This is a genomic window from Rossellomorea vietnamensis, from assembly GCF_008180415.1.
GTDB lineage: Bacteria > Bacillota > Bacilli > Bacillales > Bacillaceae_B > Rossellomorea > Rossellomorea vietnamensis_C.
This window is the reverse complement of sequence record NZ_VTEI01000006.1, coordinates 52,281-69,439: the sequence shown is the minus strand read 5'-3', so window position 1 is coordinate 69,439 and position 17,159 is coordinate 52,281. Positions and strand designations below refer to the sequence as shown.

Below are 17,159 nucleotides of genomic sequence, written 5' to 3'. Positions count from 1 at the left end.
GAATAATGGATTTTTGGGATTATCTTTAAATAGCAACAAAGTTTACGAATAGAGACTATGTATAATAAATCGCCGATGGGTGGAGAAGACTAAATTGAATTTTCTTGTTTGAATAGGCTGTGAAGACCAATGTAAGAATAACGCAGGATGAGAATGAGTTTCTTCAACAGGTGACACAACGAGCAAAAGAAATTCTCAAAGAAAGATTTATTTTACCAGAATGTCATGTATCGATGCAATTCTCATATAAAAAATTTGCAGCCCAACAGGAGGGAAGCCTTTCTTCCTTAAGTCTGTGTCCAACAGATACACCCGAGAAAGGCCAGATCGCTTCTTCTTTCTTTTTATTAAACTAGTCTAATAGCCTTGAAGTTGAAGTCGAAGTTTGAAATAATAAAACAGAAGTGTAAATATTTAGAAAATATTATAATTATTTCTACTTTTGGAGTTTTACTGCAATTATTTATATGAAGTTTTAAAGAGAAGGTGTTAGTGATGGATAAAAAGAAACAGAAGAAGAAAAAGAAGAACAGGCATGTCCCTGTCCGGATGAACCTCTTGTTTTTCTTTGTATTTCTCTTATTCTCAGTACTGATTTTAAGGCTGGGAGTTGTTCAAATAGTATCAGGTGAGGGATATAAACAGGAAGTCGAGAGAACAGAAGATGTTGTTGTAACCAACAGTGTACCAAGAGGAAAGATCTATGACCGTACAGAGAAAGTAATCGTTGATAATGTGGCTAAAAATGCTATTACCTATACTCCTCCGCAGTCACCCAATCCAGAAGACATGATGGAAGTGGCGGTGAAACTGGCACAGCTTATTGAAATGGATACTTCATCTGTAAGAGAAAGAGATCAAAAGGATTATTGGATCTTAACCAATAAGAAAGCAGCGGATAACAAGGTAACAGTTGAGGAAGAAAAGGAGATTGCGAGGAACAAACAACTATCTTCTAAAGAAAAGAATAACAAGATATATCAGATGACTTTGGAGAGAATATCTGAACAGGATTTAGCCTCCCTCACTGAACAGGATATTGAAAACCTGGCGATTTACCGTGAATTAAGTACAGGTTATGCCCTCACCCCAAAAATTATTAAAAATGAAGGAGTAAGCCAGAGGGAATTCGCTGTAGTGAGTGAAAACCTATCTGAATTACCGGGTATCAATACAACCACGGATTGGGAAAGAGTGTATCCGTTTGAGAATACGATCCGCTCTATCCTGGGCAGTGTGTCTTCATCAAAGCAAGGGATTCCAAGTGAAATGGTTGATTATTATTTATCCAAGGACTATAGCCGTAATGACCGGGTCGGAACGAGTCAGCTTGAGCTGCAATATGAACATATATTGAGCGGGCGCAAAGAAAAGATGAAGAATGTTACCAAGGACGGAGCCGTACTGGAGACGAAGGTGTTGAAAGAGGGACAGCGTGGAAAGGATATCGTCATCACCATCGATATGGAGCTTCAGCAGGAAGTGGAGAAAATCGTTTCAGAGGAACTCCTTAAGAATGTCCATCAGGGAAGGTCCTCGCATTTGGACAGAGCATTTGTGGTGATGATGGATCCGAATAATGGAGAAGTGCTGGCCCTAGTTGGTAAAAGGTATGGAAAAGATCCCAGCACGGGTGAATACAGAGTGATGGATTATGCTCTTGGGACATATACCAGTTTCTATGAAGTGGGGTCTGCAGTAAAAGGAGCCACGGTCCTTACTGGCTACATGGCAGGTGCGATCAGTCCGGGGCAGCCGTTGGTAGACGAGCCTATTGAGATAGCTGCCACTAAAACTAAGGCTTCATGGTTTAATCCGAATGGTGGGCGGACCCAGTCAATGAATGACCGCTTTGCACTAGAAATCTCTTCTAACTCCTATATGTTCAAGGTAGCGATGAAGATGGCAGGAAACCCTGTTTATATCCGGAAAGCTCCTATAAATGGCTCTGAGAAGGATCTGGTGAATTTGAGGAATCATTTCAACCAATTCGGTCTTGGAGTGAATACGGGAATTGATTTACCTGGTGAGGTGGATGGATACAAAGGTGAATTTAATGATCCCGGAAACCTCCTTGACTTTGCCATTGGGCAATTTGATACATACACTCCATTGCAGCTGGCGCAGTACGTATCAACGATTGCCAATGACGGATACAGAGTACAGCCGCAAATTCTAAAAGAGGTAAGAAAGCCAGGAGGGGATCATGAAACCCTGGGCAGAATGGAAATGAAAAAAGAACCCATTATCCTGAATAAGGTCAATGTGACATCTCAACAGTTGAAAAATGTTCAAAGAGGTTTCTACCAGGTATACCACGGATCTGAGGGAACGGCAGAGTCCCACTTTGGCGATGCTCCGTATGTTGCTGCCGGCAAGTCAGGAACAGCAGAGTCCTTTACTCCTAGAGATCCTGTAACTGGAATGAAATATAAAACTTATAATACTACATTAATAGGGTACGCCCCTTACGATCAGCTGGAAATTGCCTATTCTACAGTTGTGCCGGCCTCACATAACGGGAAAACAGATCCTTATATCAATAAAGATATTTCCAGAAGAATTATGGACAAATATTTTGAATTAAAGAAGCAGCGAGATAGTGGTGAAGAGAAGGGCAAAAGCGATTTCAGTGAGTGATTCAGAAGAGGGTGTTATCGTCAAACAGTGCTATCGTAAAGTAAGTAGAAACTGACTTATCAATTGGCATAGGTTAGTTTTTTTACCGAGAAATGCTCCCAGAATAAAAAGCATTAACCACCAGGAGGAAAGTATAATGGAAATTCATATTAGAGAAGCAGTAAAGAATGATTACAATGCTGTTCATCGAATACAGAAGCAGGTTCACGATATTCATACACAAGAAAGACCAGACCACTATATGATGGCTGATATCACGCTGGACAAGGACTATTTTCACGAATTAATAGATGGAGCAAATACGAAGGTATTTTTATTAGAAGAAGACCAGCCAATCGCTTATACAATCTTGACTGTAAAATATGCAGCCGATAGACCCATTTTAAAACCAAAGAAAGTTGTCTACATGGATGATTTTGGTGTGGATTCTAAGTGTCGAGGAAAGGGACTGGGGAAAAAATTCTTCGAGAAAATAGTGGAATATGCAAAAAATATAGAAGCAGATTCATTAGAATTAGGCGTATGGGAATTTAACGAAAGTGCTATAAAATTTTATGAATCAATGAATCTTAAGACAAAAATTAGGGTGATGGAGATCGACTTATAAGTGGCTTTCATTCAGGCAGCTTAAACAAGGAATCACTTAACAGGTTTCCGCTCTAGTATTTTTAAGCGATTTTATAGAATTAATTAGTGTAAAGCTGAATAAGATGGGAGGGTTTGAAAAGTTAAAAACGTTTACGATTGATGTGATTAATTGATAGCATGAAGAAGTGGAATGTTTAATAGATCAATTAGAACAGGGGTCATAACATGTTCAAAAAATTAGCAAGTGATGCACTGGGCCTAAGCGATATCGGAAAAATCATCAAGAAAGAGGACTTTGACAAAACGTTATCGGATGATTATGTTCTTCATGAAGATGGCGAAAAAATTCATTTTTTAATCAAGTCCAAGACGGATGAATACTGTTTTACCAATAGGGCGCTGATTCATCTCGATGGAGAAAAAGCAGCCAGCAGCAAACGAAATTTGTATCGGTATGAGTACTATCAACATCCTATCAGCGATGTTTCAATTGAAACTGCCGGAACAATCGACCTTGACCTGGAGATAAAGTTCACTTTAGGAAATAAAGCAGTGTCCGTGGATATTGATAAAAAGGAAGGAGAAGCCATTGCAGATTTATATAAATCTCTACTGGCCATTTCTCATACCCAAGAAGAAGGGAAGCGCAAACTCGACTGGGCTGAAAGAAGTTTAACGGTTGCAAAGGATCTCATTCATAATAACCGCTTCCACGATAATGACATTTCAAATGAGTTCAAAGAAACCACTACATTTGCCTATGACTGGTTAAACGACCACTACCAAACGACCACGAAAAAAGATTTTGGAGAAATTTTTAATCGATATATCCAAAATTAACCAACCTATGTACCGCCTGCTCCCGCAATTCGAAGGGGGACAGGCGTTTTTTTCTAAATTGCTCCAGAGTGGTGCTTTTTCTCTCTAGTGCCATGCTGTTTAATTGTCTGAGCCATACCTAGCTGTACCTATTCATTTTTCTAGTGACTATGAACCTTAAGTTAACCCGCAGTGTCGTGGACCTTTAAGAAACAAATGCATCTGTCGGAAATGTTTGCCAAAATAAACTTTAGGTTAAAAAGAAACAAACGTACCTCTCACAAAAAAATTCATACTAATAGATCATTATTCCTTCTACAGGAATATCCTTATAAGTAAGAATGAAAATCTCCAGCAGCCTCGATGATAATTCGAGAGCAGCAATTTTTGCCAAACAGTCTATAAAAACATTACTAAATTTTGATACCTTTTATGAATGTGTTCTACATGCTAAAATATATTGACTATTCTGATTGGCTTTATGTTAATATATTTGAAATCTTGAAGTATCTAAAAGTCCTATCTAATAGAAAATAAATCTAATTGGCAGGTGTAAAGACAACTTGCAAAAGCTGAAGATCGTTATGATATCAACAGGTCTCCTGTTGACAGGAATTCTCATTTACTTTTTTTCCCCTTATTCTCAAAATGAACATGTCAGCATATCGACTCAAACTGCTTCAATAAATGAACAGCTGGAGAATCTGGACCCTGAAGAGAAGGAAAAGATAAAGAAAGAGCTTGAGTCAATTGAAAGTGATGAAGAAAAAGATGAGAAGCCATCGTCCATCACTGAGGAAATTAAAGAAAATGTCAGGGAAGTGCTTAAAGGAGTAGTCCGTTTATTCATGCAAGACATGAAAGTTGTTTCCGTTGGAGATTCACTTACTCAAGGTGTAGGAGATGAAACGGGGAACGGAGGCTATGTCGGGATCCTTAATAATACTTTTGAAGATAACGAAATAAATATCACCATAGATAACTTTGGAAAAAGAGGAAACCGCACTGATCAATTGTTAAAGAGACTGGAAGAAAAGGAAATAGCCGACTCTATTAAGAATGCTGATGTGGTCCTAATCACCATTGGTGCAAACGACATTATGAAAATAGTAAAAAGCAATTTCATCGATTTAAAGATGGAAACCTTTGAAGAAGAAAAAAGAGGGTACAAGGAAAGGTTGAAGGAAATCTTTAATAAGGTCAATGAGTATAATCCCGATGCTCAAATTTACTTGATCGGATTTTATAATCCATTTGAAGGTTACTTTGGGAATATCAGTGAATTGGAGATGGTAATGAAGAGCTGGAATACCGCGGGCAAAACAGTCACAGAGGAATATGACAATGTAAATTATATTCCGACGGCTGATTTATTTCAGGATTCTGATCTGGAGTTATTAGCGGAAGATTATTTTCATCCCAATACTAATGGCTATAAACTTATAGCCAAACGGGTATTGGAGCATGTAAAAGAAATAGACTTGGAAGCAGCAGAGGCACCAGAGGCACCAGAGGACAGTGAGCCTGAACCCGAAGTAATAGAATAGATGTAAAAATGATTTAAAAAGCTGAAAGGTCGCACTTCAGCTTTTTTTGCTACCTCTCTTACTATGTAATTCGAAATAGCATATTTGATAAAAATGCAGAAATCACCTCTACACTTCCATGTTTTTTAGGATTATTAAAGGGTAATTATACCTGAGAACCATATTCCTAATCTAAAAATGGAGGTTTTAATCATGGCCAACAGCAATAACAATGATCAAAACAACCGAAATGAGTACTTTGAAGACAGAGCGGGAACAGATGAGGCAAGATTCCATGTTGTCCCGCATGAGGAAGAGGGCTGGGCAGTAAAAGAAGAAGGAAACGATGATCCCGTCTACACAGCCGGCTCTAAGTCTGATGCCGTGGAGGAAGCCAAACAGAGAGCAGAAAAATCAGGCACCATGGCTTATGTTCACAGCGAGCATGGACAGATTGAAGAACAGCACAACTATAAAGATGAATGATAGTGATTAACCCGGGAGTAATAATCCCGGGTTTTAATTTTGATAATAAATACCATAAATGAAAACATATTGTGAAAAAGTTAATTTGCTGGAATAATTAGGTTAAGAGGTAGGGGGCACACATAAATATTGAAAGGTCTTATTGTATATGGAATCATCTATAAATTATGATCTTTTTAGACCCAGAAAATAATCAGGAATGGAAAAAATTTGAAGTTATCATGTGCAGTATATTGAAAATTCTTATTGAAAGGTGAGAACGCTATGATAGTCAGAGAGGCAGAATCCGGAGAAGCAGAAGAGTTGATCTCCCTCATCAAAGAGGTTGAAGCAAGCTCCAGATTTATGCTCATGGAACCTGGAGAAAGAAAAACAACTTCAGAAGGGCAGCGGAAACAATTGGAGCGGATAACGAATCAGGACAATTCAACGGTCTTAGTAGCAGAGAAGGATGGAAGATTGATAGGATATTTATTTGCCATCGGAGGGAATACCCTCAGAACCAAGCATTCTGCTTATCTTGCAATTGGGATAGCCGAGTCCTGCAGAGGACAGGGGGCAGGCACTTCATTATTTCAATACATAGAAGAGTGGGCAGCACAACATAATATCTCCAGACTTGAACTTACAGCAGTAACGGAAAATCAAGAAGGGGTAGCTCTATATAAAAAGAGAGGATTTGAAATTGAAGGTACAAAGAGAAATTCCCTTTTCATCAAAGGAACATTTTTTAATGAGTACTATATGTCGAAGCTGCTAGTATGAAGAACAATTTTCAACCATTGGGACAGGAGAGACATTTCATTGAAGATATTAATTAAAGCAGGTGCTGTGGCTGCTCTTTGTGTTTACTTAATGATTCTAACAAAAATGATTTTATTTAAGTATATGTCGTTTCCGGAAATCATTAGTCATTTTACATTTAAGACGGAAGGGGCATACTGGAATCAGAATAACTTTATTCCCTTCAAAACAATCTTGTATTATTTGTTCATTGCTGATATCAATACAAATATACGGATAGAAAACCTGGTGGGAAATATCATTGGTTTTATGCCGCTGGGATTCTTGCTTCCCATAATATCCAAGAAGTTTTATAGCTTAAAAAGAGTTGCTTTTGCTGCCTTTTTTTTAAGTTCAACATTCGAAATCATTCAGATTATATTCAAATTTGGCAGCTTTGATGTGGACGATTTAATTCTGAATACAGTCGGAGGAATAGCAGGCTGCTTGCCAGTCTTCCTGTTTCTCAGAGTGTACAAGAAAAATCAGGGCTTCGCAAATAGAATTGCTAATTAGATAGTGCAGTTGCAGCAGCTAAAGGTCTTCTCGATCTTTAGCTTTTTTATTAGAATTAATTCTATACTTCAATTTCAACACTTGAAAACTCGGCGATAATCAGCAGTGAGTATCATTATTCTGTGTTTACATTTTTAATGCACTATCAATGAAATAGACTAGATCAACTTAAATTTTTTTTTATAAAAACCTCTTTACCTTAACGCAGCGTCAAGGTGTAAAGTTAAAAATATCAGGAGGTGAATTCATGGAATATACGGTAAAAAAGCTTGGAGAATTAGCAGGCGTCAGCACCCGCACATTGCGTTATTATGATGAAATCGGCATCCTTAAGCCGGCAAGGGTCAATTCTTCAGGATATCGGATTTATGGTGTAGAGGAGGTAGACCGACTGCAGCAAATTCTGTTTTATAAAGAACTTGGTGTTGAATTGGAGCAGATCAAGGAAATCCTGGATGATCCGGGATTTGAAATAACCAGCGCATTGGAAGGCCACCGAGAAAAATTAGTCAACAAACGCCGTCAGCTTGATCAACTGATCCATAATGTGGAAAAAACTATAGCACTGAAGGAAGGGAGAAACCAGATGACCGATAAAGAAAAGTTCCAAGGGTTTAAAAATAAGTTAGTAGAGGAAAACGAACGTAAATATGGTGAAGAGATAAGAACAAGATATGGAGAAGAAACAGTAAACAGATCCAATACCAAGGTGAAAAACATGTCACATAGCCAGTTTGAGGAAGCGAACAAACTCTCTGAAGAAATTCATACAACACTTTCTGAAGCGTACAAAACTGGGGACCCTGCTGGTAATCTCGCTCAAAAAGCTGCCGGCCTCCACAAACAATGGCTGATGTTTTATTGGAGTGAATACAGCAAAGAAGGACACGCTGGTCTGGCGGACATGTATGTGGAAGATGAGCGTTTCAAAGCATACTACGATAAGGAACAAGATGGAGTTGCGAAGTTCTTGAGGGATGCGATATACGTCTTTACAGGAAAAAACGGTTAGTTTAGGATGGGTCACATAAAAAAAGAGATGCAAATCGGCTGTGATTTGCATCTCTTTCAGGTTATCTATACATAAAAAATATATTCAATTTGTTCTAGTTTGGCTGAAAACCGAAACCTTTATCGGTTGAAACTCGTCAACTTATAAACGAGAGAGAGCAGGGGTGGCAGTATTGTCATCAACATACACAAGTTCTAGAGTGAAAGCTCTGAAAAAAAAAAATCAAACGGTTCATGATTGGTATTTTTATGGCCGCCATTATAATTATGGCAGCGGGCATTTATGTAGTTAATTGGGCCTTTTTTGATATGGGCAGGCTGCCTGCTGGAGAGTATCTTACTGAAGAAACATCACCGGATGGAAAATTTACGCTTAAGGCCTATGTAACCAACGGCGGAGCAACCACTTCTTATGCCGTCAGAGGCGAGTTAGTATTCAATAAAGAGGAAAAAAAGAAAAGAAATATCTATTGGAATAACAGGGAAGAAACAGCGAACATTTCCTGGACAGATAACAATACAGTCGTGATTAAAGGGCATTCACTAAAAGTCCCTGATGGAAAAATTGATTATAGAAATCAGTGAAGAAAGGCCTTTTAACCACTAATATTGAGTGAGCAGCATAAGAATTAAATATATTTAGCAAGATATTTTCACAGTATTTGGGATGGCAGCATCGATCATTCTTTTTTGTGAATAAAATTAAAACACCTCTGTCTTTAAGTTTTTTCTAATTAATCAACTTTATAGCACCCGGTATCATGTTCATGACAGTGAGTAAACATATAATGAAAATAGTTAAACTAAATGAGGCAGCTTCTTGATTGGTTCCACTTGTTGTGATGATGCAGTCTCACCATCATGAGTAAGGTCTTTTATTTTGGCTCTTTTCTACAAGATTGTTGCTTTTGAATACGATTTTATCCCTCCTCCCTTTTCTTCGTAGAAGGATTGGAGAGGAAGGCGTGCAATCTCCTGCGGGACTAGCGGGGGTCTAGTTCCAGCACCTAGCCCCTCGGGGTCAAATAACCCTAAGAGATAAAAAGGGAGACCGCCTTTTTTTCTCTTGAGAACATTTGCCTGTCGGGTCTGATCAGGGCACTTCCACTTTTTATACAGCGAAGCCGAGTTATCCATCCAGCTCCAGCGGCCGAGGGTCCGTACCCACTGGAACGGACTTAGCGACTAGCAGATTTCGGTCTCTCTCCTTGCGATAAGTCATCATCGAATCGCTGTCGCTCTCCGTGATTCCTTTATCTCACGCGAGTGTCCTAAAATCTGTACGCCGCTGAGCGGGGCCTTTCCCCTTTATATAGATAAGTCATCTAGATCATTTCCTTACAAATTGAGAGGCAGTTATGAGAAAAAGTCGGGTTCTGGACTTTTTCTGTGCTTAATTGAATTCCAATTTAAATCGCTATTTTTAATTATAGGGAAATGATCATCGAATCGCTATCGCTCTTCGTGATTCCTTTATCTCATACGAGACCCCTAAAATCTGTACGTCGCTCAACGGCCGCTTCCGCTTTTTATGAAGCCGAGGAGGCCGGGCGCCCGACCCGCGGAGTCGTGCGCCTGGAGCGGAAATCCATTATGATTAAGAAAGCCACAATCTTGGCGAAACAGCATTTATTCTTGAAGAAACGATTAAACAGGAGTTTTTAGTATGGTAAAATCAGGAGAGGGAGAGTTGCTTTTTTTTGGATCCATATTTCTGAAAATTCCACCTATTAAACTGTGAAATTATATAGTACTATAGCATCAGGGGATAGAGGAGGTAAGTCAATTTTATGAAAGCTGAAACAGAAACAGTTGTAGTTAAAAATGCCGGCGAAGAAGGTATTAAGACTATTTTGAATTGGTTCGAGGAACGAAAGGCATCTTTCTATAAACTGGCCAGGGCCTATTCAAGCAGCAACCAGGAAATTCAGGAAGTTTTTTATCAAACGGTTATGAAGCTTTTTGATGATAAAAAATATAATGTGGAAGATCAGAATTTTGAGATGCAGGCTGCAGCAATTTTTATAAAAGAATGCCAGGCAATCAATAAGACAAGCATCGCTGATACAGGAAATAAGCAGTCTGGCAGTATCTTTAATGAATTGAAAAATCTTGAAGAGAAAGATAGAGAAGCGGTTGCGGTTACATATCTGAAAGAATTATCGTTTCTAGAGGCAGCGCAGATACTGCAAATCTCTATTGATTCTTTAAAATCACGGCTGTCCAGAGGGATACAACAGTTAAGCAGAGGATTGGAAAAGGAGATGCATCCAGGAGACTGTACACCATATAGAAATAAGTTCATCGATTATTTAGGGAAAAACCTTGATAGGAATGAAAAGGTAGAAGTAGAGATTCATATCCCTACGTGCCCTTCTTGTCAAGAGGAACTGACTGATGTTCAGGAGTCTATTCTTTCGTTGCAAAGAAGTGCAGATCAATTACATATTCCTCCTGGATTGATGCGCTCGGTCAAAGAGAAGGCAGTTGAAACGGAGAGGCTCAGAACACAGAGAAAGAAGAAGAGAAACAGGCTTGGCCTTACGGCAGTAGGCATCATGACATTTATTGTCTGTACCGGTTTTGTAACAGGAGGGTTCACCAACCTCTACTATTCTTGGATGGGATGGACTGAAAAAGAAGAAATGGAAATCATTCAGTACTACAAAAGCGGAATAAGCGAACCCCTTGAACTTGTCCAGGAAAACAAAGGAGTCAAAGTGACGATCAAGACAGCGGTAGCCGATGATATACAAACGGTGATTTACTATGAAGTGGAGGACATGAATAAAGAAAATCAGTATTTCCTCAATCAAGATGAAGGAATGCGGGTAGAAAATGAATATGAAGTTCTGGATAGGCAGGCTAATCAAAGATTCTATCATCCTTTTGAAAATGGGTTGGCCAATGAAGAAGAGGTAAATATTTTTAGAGGAAAGATCAGTCTGGCTCCGATCAAATCCGATAGCGGAACCATTAACCTAAAGCTAATGAGACTTCAGGAGACGATGAAAGAGGAACCAGACAGTTCTACAATGGACTCTTACTATCCTGAATTCTTAGAGGGCGAATGGAGTTTTGACATTCCGGTCGAAAAGCACGAATCCACTGTATATGATCTTGACCAGGAGAGTGAAGTAGATGGTATTCCAATTCAGATTAACAAACTCACGCTGGCCCCTACGGCAGCCCTTTTGGAATACAGCTATCAGGAAAGAGACCAAGAACAATGGATAGAACATGTAACCATGGATTCCCTTACCACTAATGGTTATTCAGCGAAGGCTGATTATTTCCGAGGTGGAGAGTTTATCAATCAATCAGGAGAATGGACCACCTTACAATCAAGGTTTGAACCGCTTTTTGTTACAACTCCTGAGGAAGTAACCCTTTCCTTTGACTCTATGCTCCTATTTATAGAAGACAAAAAAGATATCGAGATTAATCAAGCCGGCGAACTTCCGCAAACCTTTGAATATCGAGGAAACGAGCTTACCATCGATCAGGTGGAAATGGCAGGGAACTCTACTAAGGTCTTTATTACGGATCCTTATACTGAAGGAAGAGAGCATGAAAGACTTCGTATGCAAGTAATGTCTGATAGTTCATCTCAAGGTTATGGTTTTGGGGTTGACGGGATATTGGTTGATAAAAACGGCGAGGAATTCGAGCCAGAAGGATATCACTATCCTTTTGAAGAGATTGAACAGCCCCGCTTCTTTGAGACAAGCCACGAACTGGAAATATATGATGATTCCTCCAGTGATCCAGGCTATCCGACAAGGTTGGTGATTGAAGGGTATAACGTTACGAAATATATAGAAGACAAGATTATCATTCCAATAGATTAGAGATTTTGCTGGTAGAGGTTCATCCTTAACCTTATGTTGTCTCTAGTATAAGGTCTGAATAAAGTTGTTTACACTTAATGGTGTAACATGAAGTGGAGTGATTATTTGAGAACTGAGAATGAAATGATGGATGTCATACTGGAGACAGCGGGGAACAATGATAACGTCCGCGCTGTGTATATGAATGGCTCAAGGACAAATCCTAATGTCCCGAAAGACATCTTTCAAGATTACGACATTGTATATGTGGTTAAAGAAACGTCACCTTTAATAGATGATAAAAGTTGGCTGAAAGTATTTGGTGAGCTTCTCATGATTCAGGAACCAGACAAGAATGACAGGATGGCCGGCATTCAGAAGGAGCCATCCAATTCTTATGGTTACCTTATGCTGTTTGCAGACGGTAATAGAATCGACTTGCAGCTGCAATCAATAGAAGGGGCCCTGGAAAGGTACCGCAGCGACAAGTTGACTGTTCCTTTAATGGATAAAGATAATATCTTGCCTGCCATCCCAGATCCCACAGATAGTGACTATCATGTGAAAAAGCCGACAGAAGCTGAATTCTCCGGAACATGCAATAATTTCTGGTGGTGCCAGCAGAATGTGGCCAAAGGAATATGGCGCGATGAGCTCCCCTATTCAAAGAACATGTTTGAATGCATCATACGGCCCCATCTGGATGAAGCAATCTCATGGTGGATAGGAACTAAAACGAATTTTGGGCTGTCACCTGGGAAATCAGGTAAGTATTTTAAAAGGTATCTTCCTGATTCCTATTGGGAGATGTACCGTGCCACCTATTCTGACGGAAAATATAATAACTTTTGGGAAGCTGTCTTCACCGCCTGCTCCTTGTTCCGTGAATTAGCCAGGGAAGTTGCGGAAAGCCTGGAATACACTTATCCTGAGCAGGATGATCGCAATATGATGAGATACATGGAAAGAGTTCGTAATCTTCCAAATGATGCAGAAGGAATCTATTAAATACACACCTGAACAATGAATCTTATAAGGACGGCGCTGTACGGGAAACAAAGGAAGAATATGGACAGGATATCGAGGACGCAAATTTTTAAGGTGTTTTCTAAAATGTAGACGAATCCATCTGAAATACTCTTATTCTTGGAAAACCGGTTGAAGGAGAGCTTATTACGACTTCTGAGGCTTTAGAGGCAGAATCCTTTCCTATAGAAAAGGTTACGTATTCGAACTTTAAACAAAGGATTGAATATTGCCTGAACGAAAAAGCGTATCCTTATTCTGAGGAGTTTTAATTTGTGAAAGCAGAGAATAAGACCTGTACCATTAGGAAGAAGGTTATATGATGAAAAGGAATTTTCCGGTACTAGACACCAGCCGGTTGATATTAAGAGAAACCATACAATCCGACACTGCGGATATGTTGAGCTACTTATCCGACTCTGAAGTTGTAAAATATATGGGACTTGCGCCATTTCAATCCATGGAGGATGCCCTTGATGAATTAAATTGGTACAGAAAGATCTTTACTGAAGGTTCAGGTATCAGGTGGGGTATTACGAGTAAGGTGAGCGGAAAGATGATTGGCAGCTGTGGATTTCATAATCTGGTCAGCAAACACCGCAGAGCAGAGGTGGGGTTTGAATTAAGCAGGGACTACTGGGGGCAGGGCATAGCAAGTGAAGCATTAGCAGCAGTCATACAATTTGGCTTAAGACATTTCCAATTGGAAAGGGTAGAAGCTTTGGTTGAACCAGAAAATAAAGCTTCTCAACTCCTATTGGAAGCGAAGGGATTTCAAAGAGAAGGTCTCCTCCGGCACTATGAATACACTTGTGTAAAATTTGATGATTTGTACATGTATTCTCTTTTAAGAAGTGATTTATCTAAGGCTTGATGCACAACATGCAGGAGAAGCGTAAAGAAGATAGCAGGAGGGCTGATGCCGCCTGTTATTTTTTATAGTGCTCTTAGTGCGTAAATAGCTGGTAGTTAATAGGCTTGTTTTGACTTTTCATTTCACAATGATAGCAGTGTATTCGTCGGCAATTCAGATTTTCAGAGATTGAAGGAGCAGGAGTGATATGTATGTTCAATCAAGGGTCCGCCTTATTAGTGCTGTTGGCTGCGGTTTTGTGGGGAACAACTGGCACTGTTCAAACTTTTGCTCCTCAGGGGGCAAGTCCGATCTCAATTGGAGCCTCCAGGCTTGCAGTTGGAGGTGGAGCTTTATTTCTGCTTATGATTGCTGCAGCAAAACTTCAGTTGAAGGACTGGCCGATAAGACCAACTATTTTGGCTTCTCTGAGCATGGCTTTTTATCAACCGCTATTCTTTTCTGCTGTATCTATGACAGGAGTGGCAGTGGGAACAGTGGTTGCCATCGAAAGTGCACCAATTCTTGCCGGGCTATTGGAATGGATAGTGCAAAAAAGAAAACTATCAAGGCTATGGATTTTTTCAACAATGCTCTCAGTTACAGGTTGCTCTTTGCTATTTAGTAACAGGGATTCAGTTATTATAGAGCCAGTTGGGGTGTTGCTGGCTTTAGGAGCAGGACTTTCATTTGCCGGCTATACATTAGTCAGCAAGCAGCTGATCAGTAACCGCTCTTCGCTTTCAGTCACAGCGGTCGTATTTTCATTAAGCGCCTTGTGCTTATCTCCTTTTCTATTTCTCTCAGACATGACCTGGATATTTAAAGCAAGTGGAATTGCTGTCAGTCTTCACTTGGGACTTGCTGCTACTGGCGCTGCTTATTTACTCTTCGCAAAAGGCCTTATGAATGTCTCTTCCTCTACAGCGGTTACACTTTCATTAGCTGAACCGCTTACAGCAGCACTGCTGGGTGTCTTGTTAGTTGGGGAAACGTTAAGCACTTATTCTTGGGCTGGCCTAGTCTTAATATTAACTGCAATTTGTTTATTGATATGCTCGACTAATCGTCAAGACCAGGGAAAGGTTACATCAAAAAACTGAAGTGCGTATTTTCAAGGAAGAAGGAGAGGTTCTTAGAGCCAATCCTAAAGCGGTTTGGTTGAGTGATAGAAATAATGAACTTACTAAGCAAGCACACTCTATTAATAGGTGCTTGTTTTTCTATCATGGCAACAGAGATGTATAATCTTAGCGAAGAGGGGTCAGCAGTCGCAGCCCTGTTTACTAAGAAGTGTGATTCACAATCTTTGCGAAAACAGCCTATGACAAAGAGGATTCTCTAATTTACAAACCGATGAATGAACGGAAGGGCATAATTTTATGTTGAGAATAAAAAGGTAAATTATTCGCAGATTGATTCCAGCTGGGAAATTCGCAGTTTTTTAAGTGAATTTCTTCAAATAGGCAGGAAAGCATTCCATATTCACTCGTCGTCCTTTATACTAGATAAGTATGTCTTCTAACAGAAATATAAATTTATCTTAAAGAGATTCTTTATAGATTATTAAAAGTTGTGGTATGAAGGAGGAATTCCAATTGAAGATTACTCAAGGTGAAATGGTAGAAACACAAATTCATCGATTGGATGATAGGGGTGCTGGACAGGCTGTTGTTTGGCGTGAGAATGAGAAGGGCCATATCGGCAAACTGAAACTTACGATACCCCGCACTCTTCCCGGTGAAAAGGTCAGAGTGAAGGTCGATGAACCTCTAAAAAGGAGAAGAAAAGCCATTCCTGAAGAAATTATTGAACCGAACCCTGATAGGACGAATGCACCTTGTCCTCATTTTGAACGCTGCGGCGGCTGTGTATGGCAGCACTGGAGTTATGAAGGCCAGTTACGACATAAAACCGCTCACGTTAAAGAAGAAGTTGCTTCTCAAGGATATGATCCGGCTCTTGTACTTGATACGATTGGAATGGATAAACCTTGGCAGTATCGAAACAAGATGGAATTCACGTTTTCACCGGACGGTTCCCTTGGATTGCATGAGCAGGGAAATTTCCGTAAAGTCATTTCGCTCGAAACATGCTTGATCGCAAGTGAAGAAATGGTAACAGCAGCAATGGAAGTAGCAGACTGGGTAAGCGGGCATGAATTGAAAGGGTACGATAAAGACAGCCATGAAGGCCTGCTTCGCCATCTGATGGTAAGACAGTCATTCGTAACGGGAGAAATCATGCTTGGCCTCTTTGCCACAGAGTCACCAGATGGCAGTTTGGAAGAAGCTGTATCTGATTTGGTTGATCGTGTGGAAAAAAAGTTCCCGAAAGTCAAAAGTTTGCTGTGGCTTGAAAATAGAGATTGGGCAGATCGTACTCAATCAGAAAAAAGCCATACGTTGGCTGGACGGGACTACATCTATGACGAAATGGATGGCTACAGATTCCGCCTTTGGTTTGACACGTTCTTCCAAACCAATCCCGTCCAAGCCCAGAAGCTTGTAGACTTGGCCGTCGAGATGGGGAAACCGAAGAAAACGGAAAAAATGATCGATCTTTTCTGTGGAGTAGGTACGTTCTCTCTGCCATTTGCCAGCAGAGTTGGAGAACTGGCTGGGATTGAGATTGTGGAGAGCTCGATTGAATCGGCTAAACGTAATGCCGAAGATAATGGAATTTCCAATACGACTTTCCTTGCAAAGGATGCAAGAAAGGGAATCGATGAGATCCTGGAGAGCTTTGGCAGGCCAGAACTGCTGCTCCTTGACCCTCCTCGTTCCGGTGCGGGCGGGAAGGTCATGAGAAGAATTGGACGTTCCCAGCCTGAAAGGATTGTCTATGTATCTTGCAACCCTTCCACTTTTGCTGCAGATATTAAAGAACTTGAGCAATTTGGGTACAGCTTGAAAGTCGTTCAACCTGTTGATTTGTTTCCTCATACCGTTCATGTAGAGTGTGTTGCAGAACTTATCTTAGAGAAGTGATAGTGAAACACCATCACGAACTGCCACTGGTTTACTTGGGAGATAAAAAGCGGTAAATCGTAGACATCATACAAGAAGCTAATCACATACA

General features: G+C 40.0%; 14 protein-coding genes. All 14 read left to right on the top strand.

Going from position 1 to position 17,159, the window contains the following annotated elements; genetic code table 11:
* The first annotated feature begins 495 nt into the window (after positions 1 to 495).
* The 14 genes from FZC78_RS12605 (at position 496) to rlmD (ending at position 17,068) form a co-directional block, all read left to right on the top strand.
* Positions 496 to 2,640 carry a peptidoglycan D,D-transpeptidase FtsI family protein gene (locus FZC78_RS12605; RefSeq protein ID WP_148940063.1) on the top strand — a complete coding sequence of 715 codons (2,145 nt, stop codon included), beginning with the start codon at positions 496 to 498 and terminating at the stop codon, positions 2,638 to 2,640.
* Between the two features lie 136 nt (positions 2,641 to 2,776).
* Positions 2,777 to 3,247, top strand: a complete 471-nt coding sequence (locus tag FZC78_RS12600; RefSeq protein WP_148940062.1) for a GNAT family N-acetyltransferase — start codon at positions 2,777 to 2,779, stop codon at positions 3,245 to 3,247.
* 206 nt (positions 3,248 to 3,453) lie between these two features.
* Positions 3,454 to 4,068, top strand: coding sequence for a PH domain-containing protein (locus tag FZC78_RS12595; protein ID WP_148940061.1), 615 nt, complete (start codon positions 3,454 to 3,456; stop codon positions 4,066 to 4,068).
* 542 nt (positions 4,069 to 4,610) lie between these two features.
* Positions 4,611 to 5,594, top strand: a complete 984-nt coding sequence (locus FZC78_RS12590) for an SGNH/GDSL hydrolase family protein (protein WP_148940060.1) — start codon at positions 4,611 to 4,613, stop codon at positions 5,592 to 5,594.
* A gap of 192 nt (positions 5,595 to 5,786) precedes the next feature.
* Positions 5,787 to 6,059, top strand: a complete 273-nt coding sequence (locus FZC78_RS12585) for a DUF2188 domain-containing protein (RefSeq protein ID WP_148940059.1) — start codon at positions 5,787 to 5,789, stop codon at positions 6,057 to 6,059.
* 264 nt (positions 6,060 to 6,323) lie between these two features.
* Positions 6,324 to 6,824, top strand: a complete 501-nt coding sequence (locus tag FZC78_RS12580; RefSeq protein WP_148940058.1) for a GNAT family N-acetyltransferase — start codon at positions 6,324 to 6,326, stop codon at positions 6,822 to 6,824.
* 39 nt (positions 6,825 to 6,863) lie between these two features.
* Positions 6,864 to 7,358 (top strand): VanZ family protein, encoded by a 495-nt coding sequence (locus FZC78_RS12575; protein WP_252183609.1) that lies wholly within the window; start codon positions 6,864 to 6,866, stop codon positions 7,356 to 7,358.
* 247 nt (positions 7,359 to 7,605) lie between these two features.
* Positions 7,606 to 8,370: a MerR family transcriptional regulator gene (locus FZC78_RS12570; RefSeq protein WP_148940057.1), complete on the top strand. Its 765-nt coding sequence runs from the start codon at positions 7,606 to 7,608 to the stop codon at positions 8,368 to 8,370.
* Between the two features lie 248 nt (positions 8,371 to 8,618).
* On the top strand, positions 8,619 to 8,954 hold the full coding sequence (locus tag FZC78_RS12565; protein ID WP_252183608.1) for a DUF5412 family protein: 336 nt from the start codon (positions 8,619 to 8,621) through the stop codon (positions 8,952 to 8,954).
* Positions 8,955 to 10,159: 1,205 nt separating this feature from the next.
* A complete protein-coding gene (locus FZC78_RS12555; RefSeq protein ID WP_148940055.1) occupies positions 10,160 to 12,220 on the top strand; it encodes a DUF4179 domain-containing protein in 2,061 nt (686 codons plus the stop codon).
* Positions 12,221 to 12,325: 105 nt separating this feature from the next.
* Positions 12,326 to 13,207, top strand: a complete 882-nt coding sequence (locus tag FZC78_RS12550) for an aminoglycoside 6-adenylyltransferase (protein ID WP_148940054.1) — start codon at positions 12,326 to 12,328, stop codon at positions 13,205 to 13,207.
* A gap of 340 nt (positions 13,208 to 13,547) precedes the next feature.
* Entirely contained in the window at positions 13,548 to 14,099 is a 552-nt protein-coding gene (locus FZC78_RS12545; RefSeq protein ID WP_148940332.1) for a GNAT family N-acetyltransferase, read from the top strand.
* Between the two features lie 191 nt (positions 14,100 to 14,290).
* Positions 14,291 to 15,181 carry an EamA family transporter gene (locus tag FZC78_RS12540; RefSeq protein WP_148940053.1) on the top strand — a complete coding sequence of 297 codons (891 nt, stop codon included), beginning with the start codon at positions 14,291 to 14,293 and terminating at the stop codon, positions 15,179 to 15,181.
* A gap of 495 nt (positions 15,182 to 15,676) precedes the next feature.
* Positions 15,677 to 17,068 carry a 23S rRNA (uracil(1939)-C(5))-methyltransferase RlmD gene (gene rlmD / locus FZC78_RS12535; RefSeq protein WP_148940052.1) on the top strand — a complete coding sequence of 464 codons (1,392 nt, stop codon included), beginning with the start codon at positions 15,677 to 15,679 and terminating at the stop codon, positions 17,066 to 17,068.
* Positions 17,069 to 17,159 lie beyond the last annotated feature (91 nt).

What these genes read in the sequence shown, in the direction of transcription:
- FZC78_RS12585 (WP_148940059.1), top strand. Translation starts at nt 5,787, where the DNA reads ATGGCCAACAGCAATAACAATGATCAAAACAACCGAAATGAGTACTTT.
- FZC78_RS12605 (WP_148940063.1), top strand. Translation starts at nt 496, where the DNA reads ATGGATAAAAAGAAACAGAAGAAGAAAAAGAAGAACAGGCATGTCCCT.
- FZC78_RS12555 (WP_148940055.1), top strand. Translation starts at nt 10,160, where the DNA reads ATGAAAGCTGAAACAGAAACAGTTGTAGTTAAAAATGCCGGCGAAGAA.
- FZC78_RS12570 (WP_148940057.1), top strand. Translation starts at nt 7,606, where the DNA reads ATGGAATATACGGTAAAAAAGCTTGGAGAATTAGCAGGCGTCAGCACC.
- FZC78_RS12540 (WP_148940053.1), top strand. Translation starts at nt 14,291, where the DNA reads ATGTTCAATCAAGGGTCCGCCTTATTAGTGCTGTTGGCTGCGGTTTTG.
- FZC78_RS12600 (WP_148940062.1), top strand. Translation starts at nt 2,777, where the DNA reads ATGGAAATTCATATTAGAGAAGCAGTAAAGAATGATTACAATGCTGTT.
- FZC78_RS12545 (WP_148940332.1), top strand. Translation starts at nt 13,548, where the DNA reads ATGAAAAGGAATTTTCCGGTACTAGACACCAGCCGGTTGATATTAAGA.
- FZC78_RS12595 (WP_148940061.1), top strand. Translation starts at nt 3,454, where the DNA reads ATGTTCAAAAAATTAGCAAGTGATGCACTGGGCCTAAGCGATATCGGA.
- FZC78_RS12580 (WP_148940058.1), top strand. Translation starts at nt 6,324, where the DNA reads ATGATAGTCAGAGAGGCAGAATCCGGAGAAGCAGAAGAGTTGATCTCC.
- FZC78_RS12565 (WP_252183608.1), top strand. Translation starts at nt 8,619, where the DNA reads ATGGCCGCCATTATAATTATGGCAGCGGGCATTTATGTAGTTAATTGG.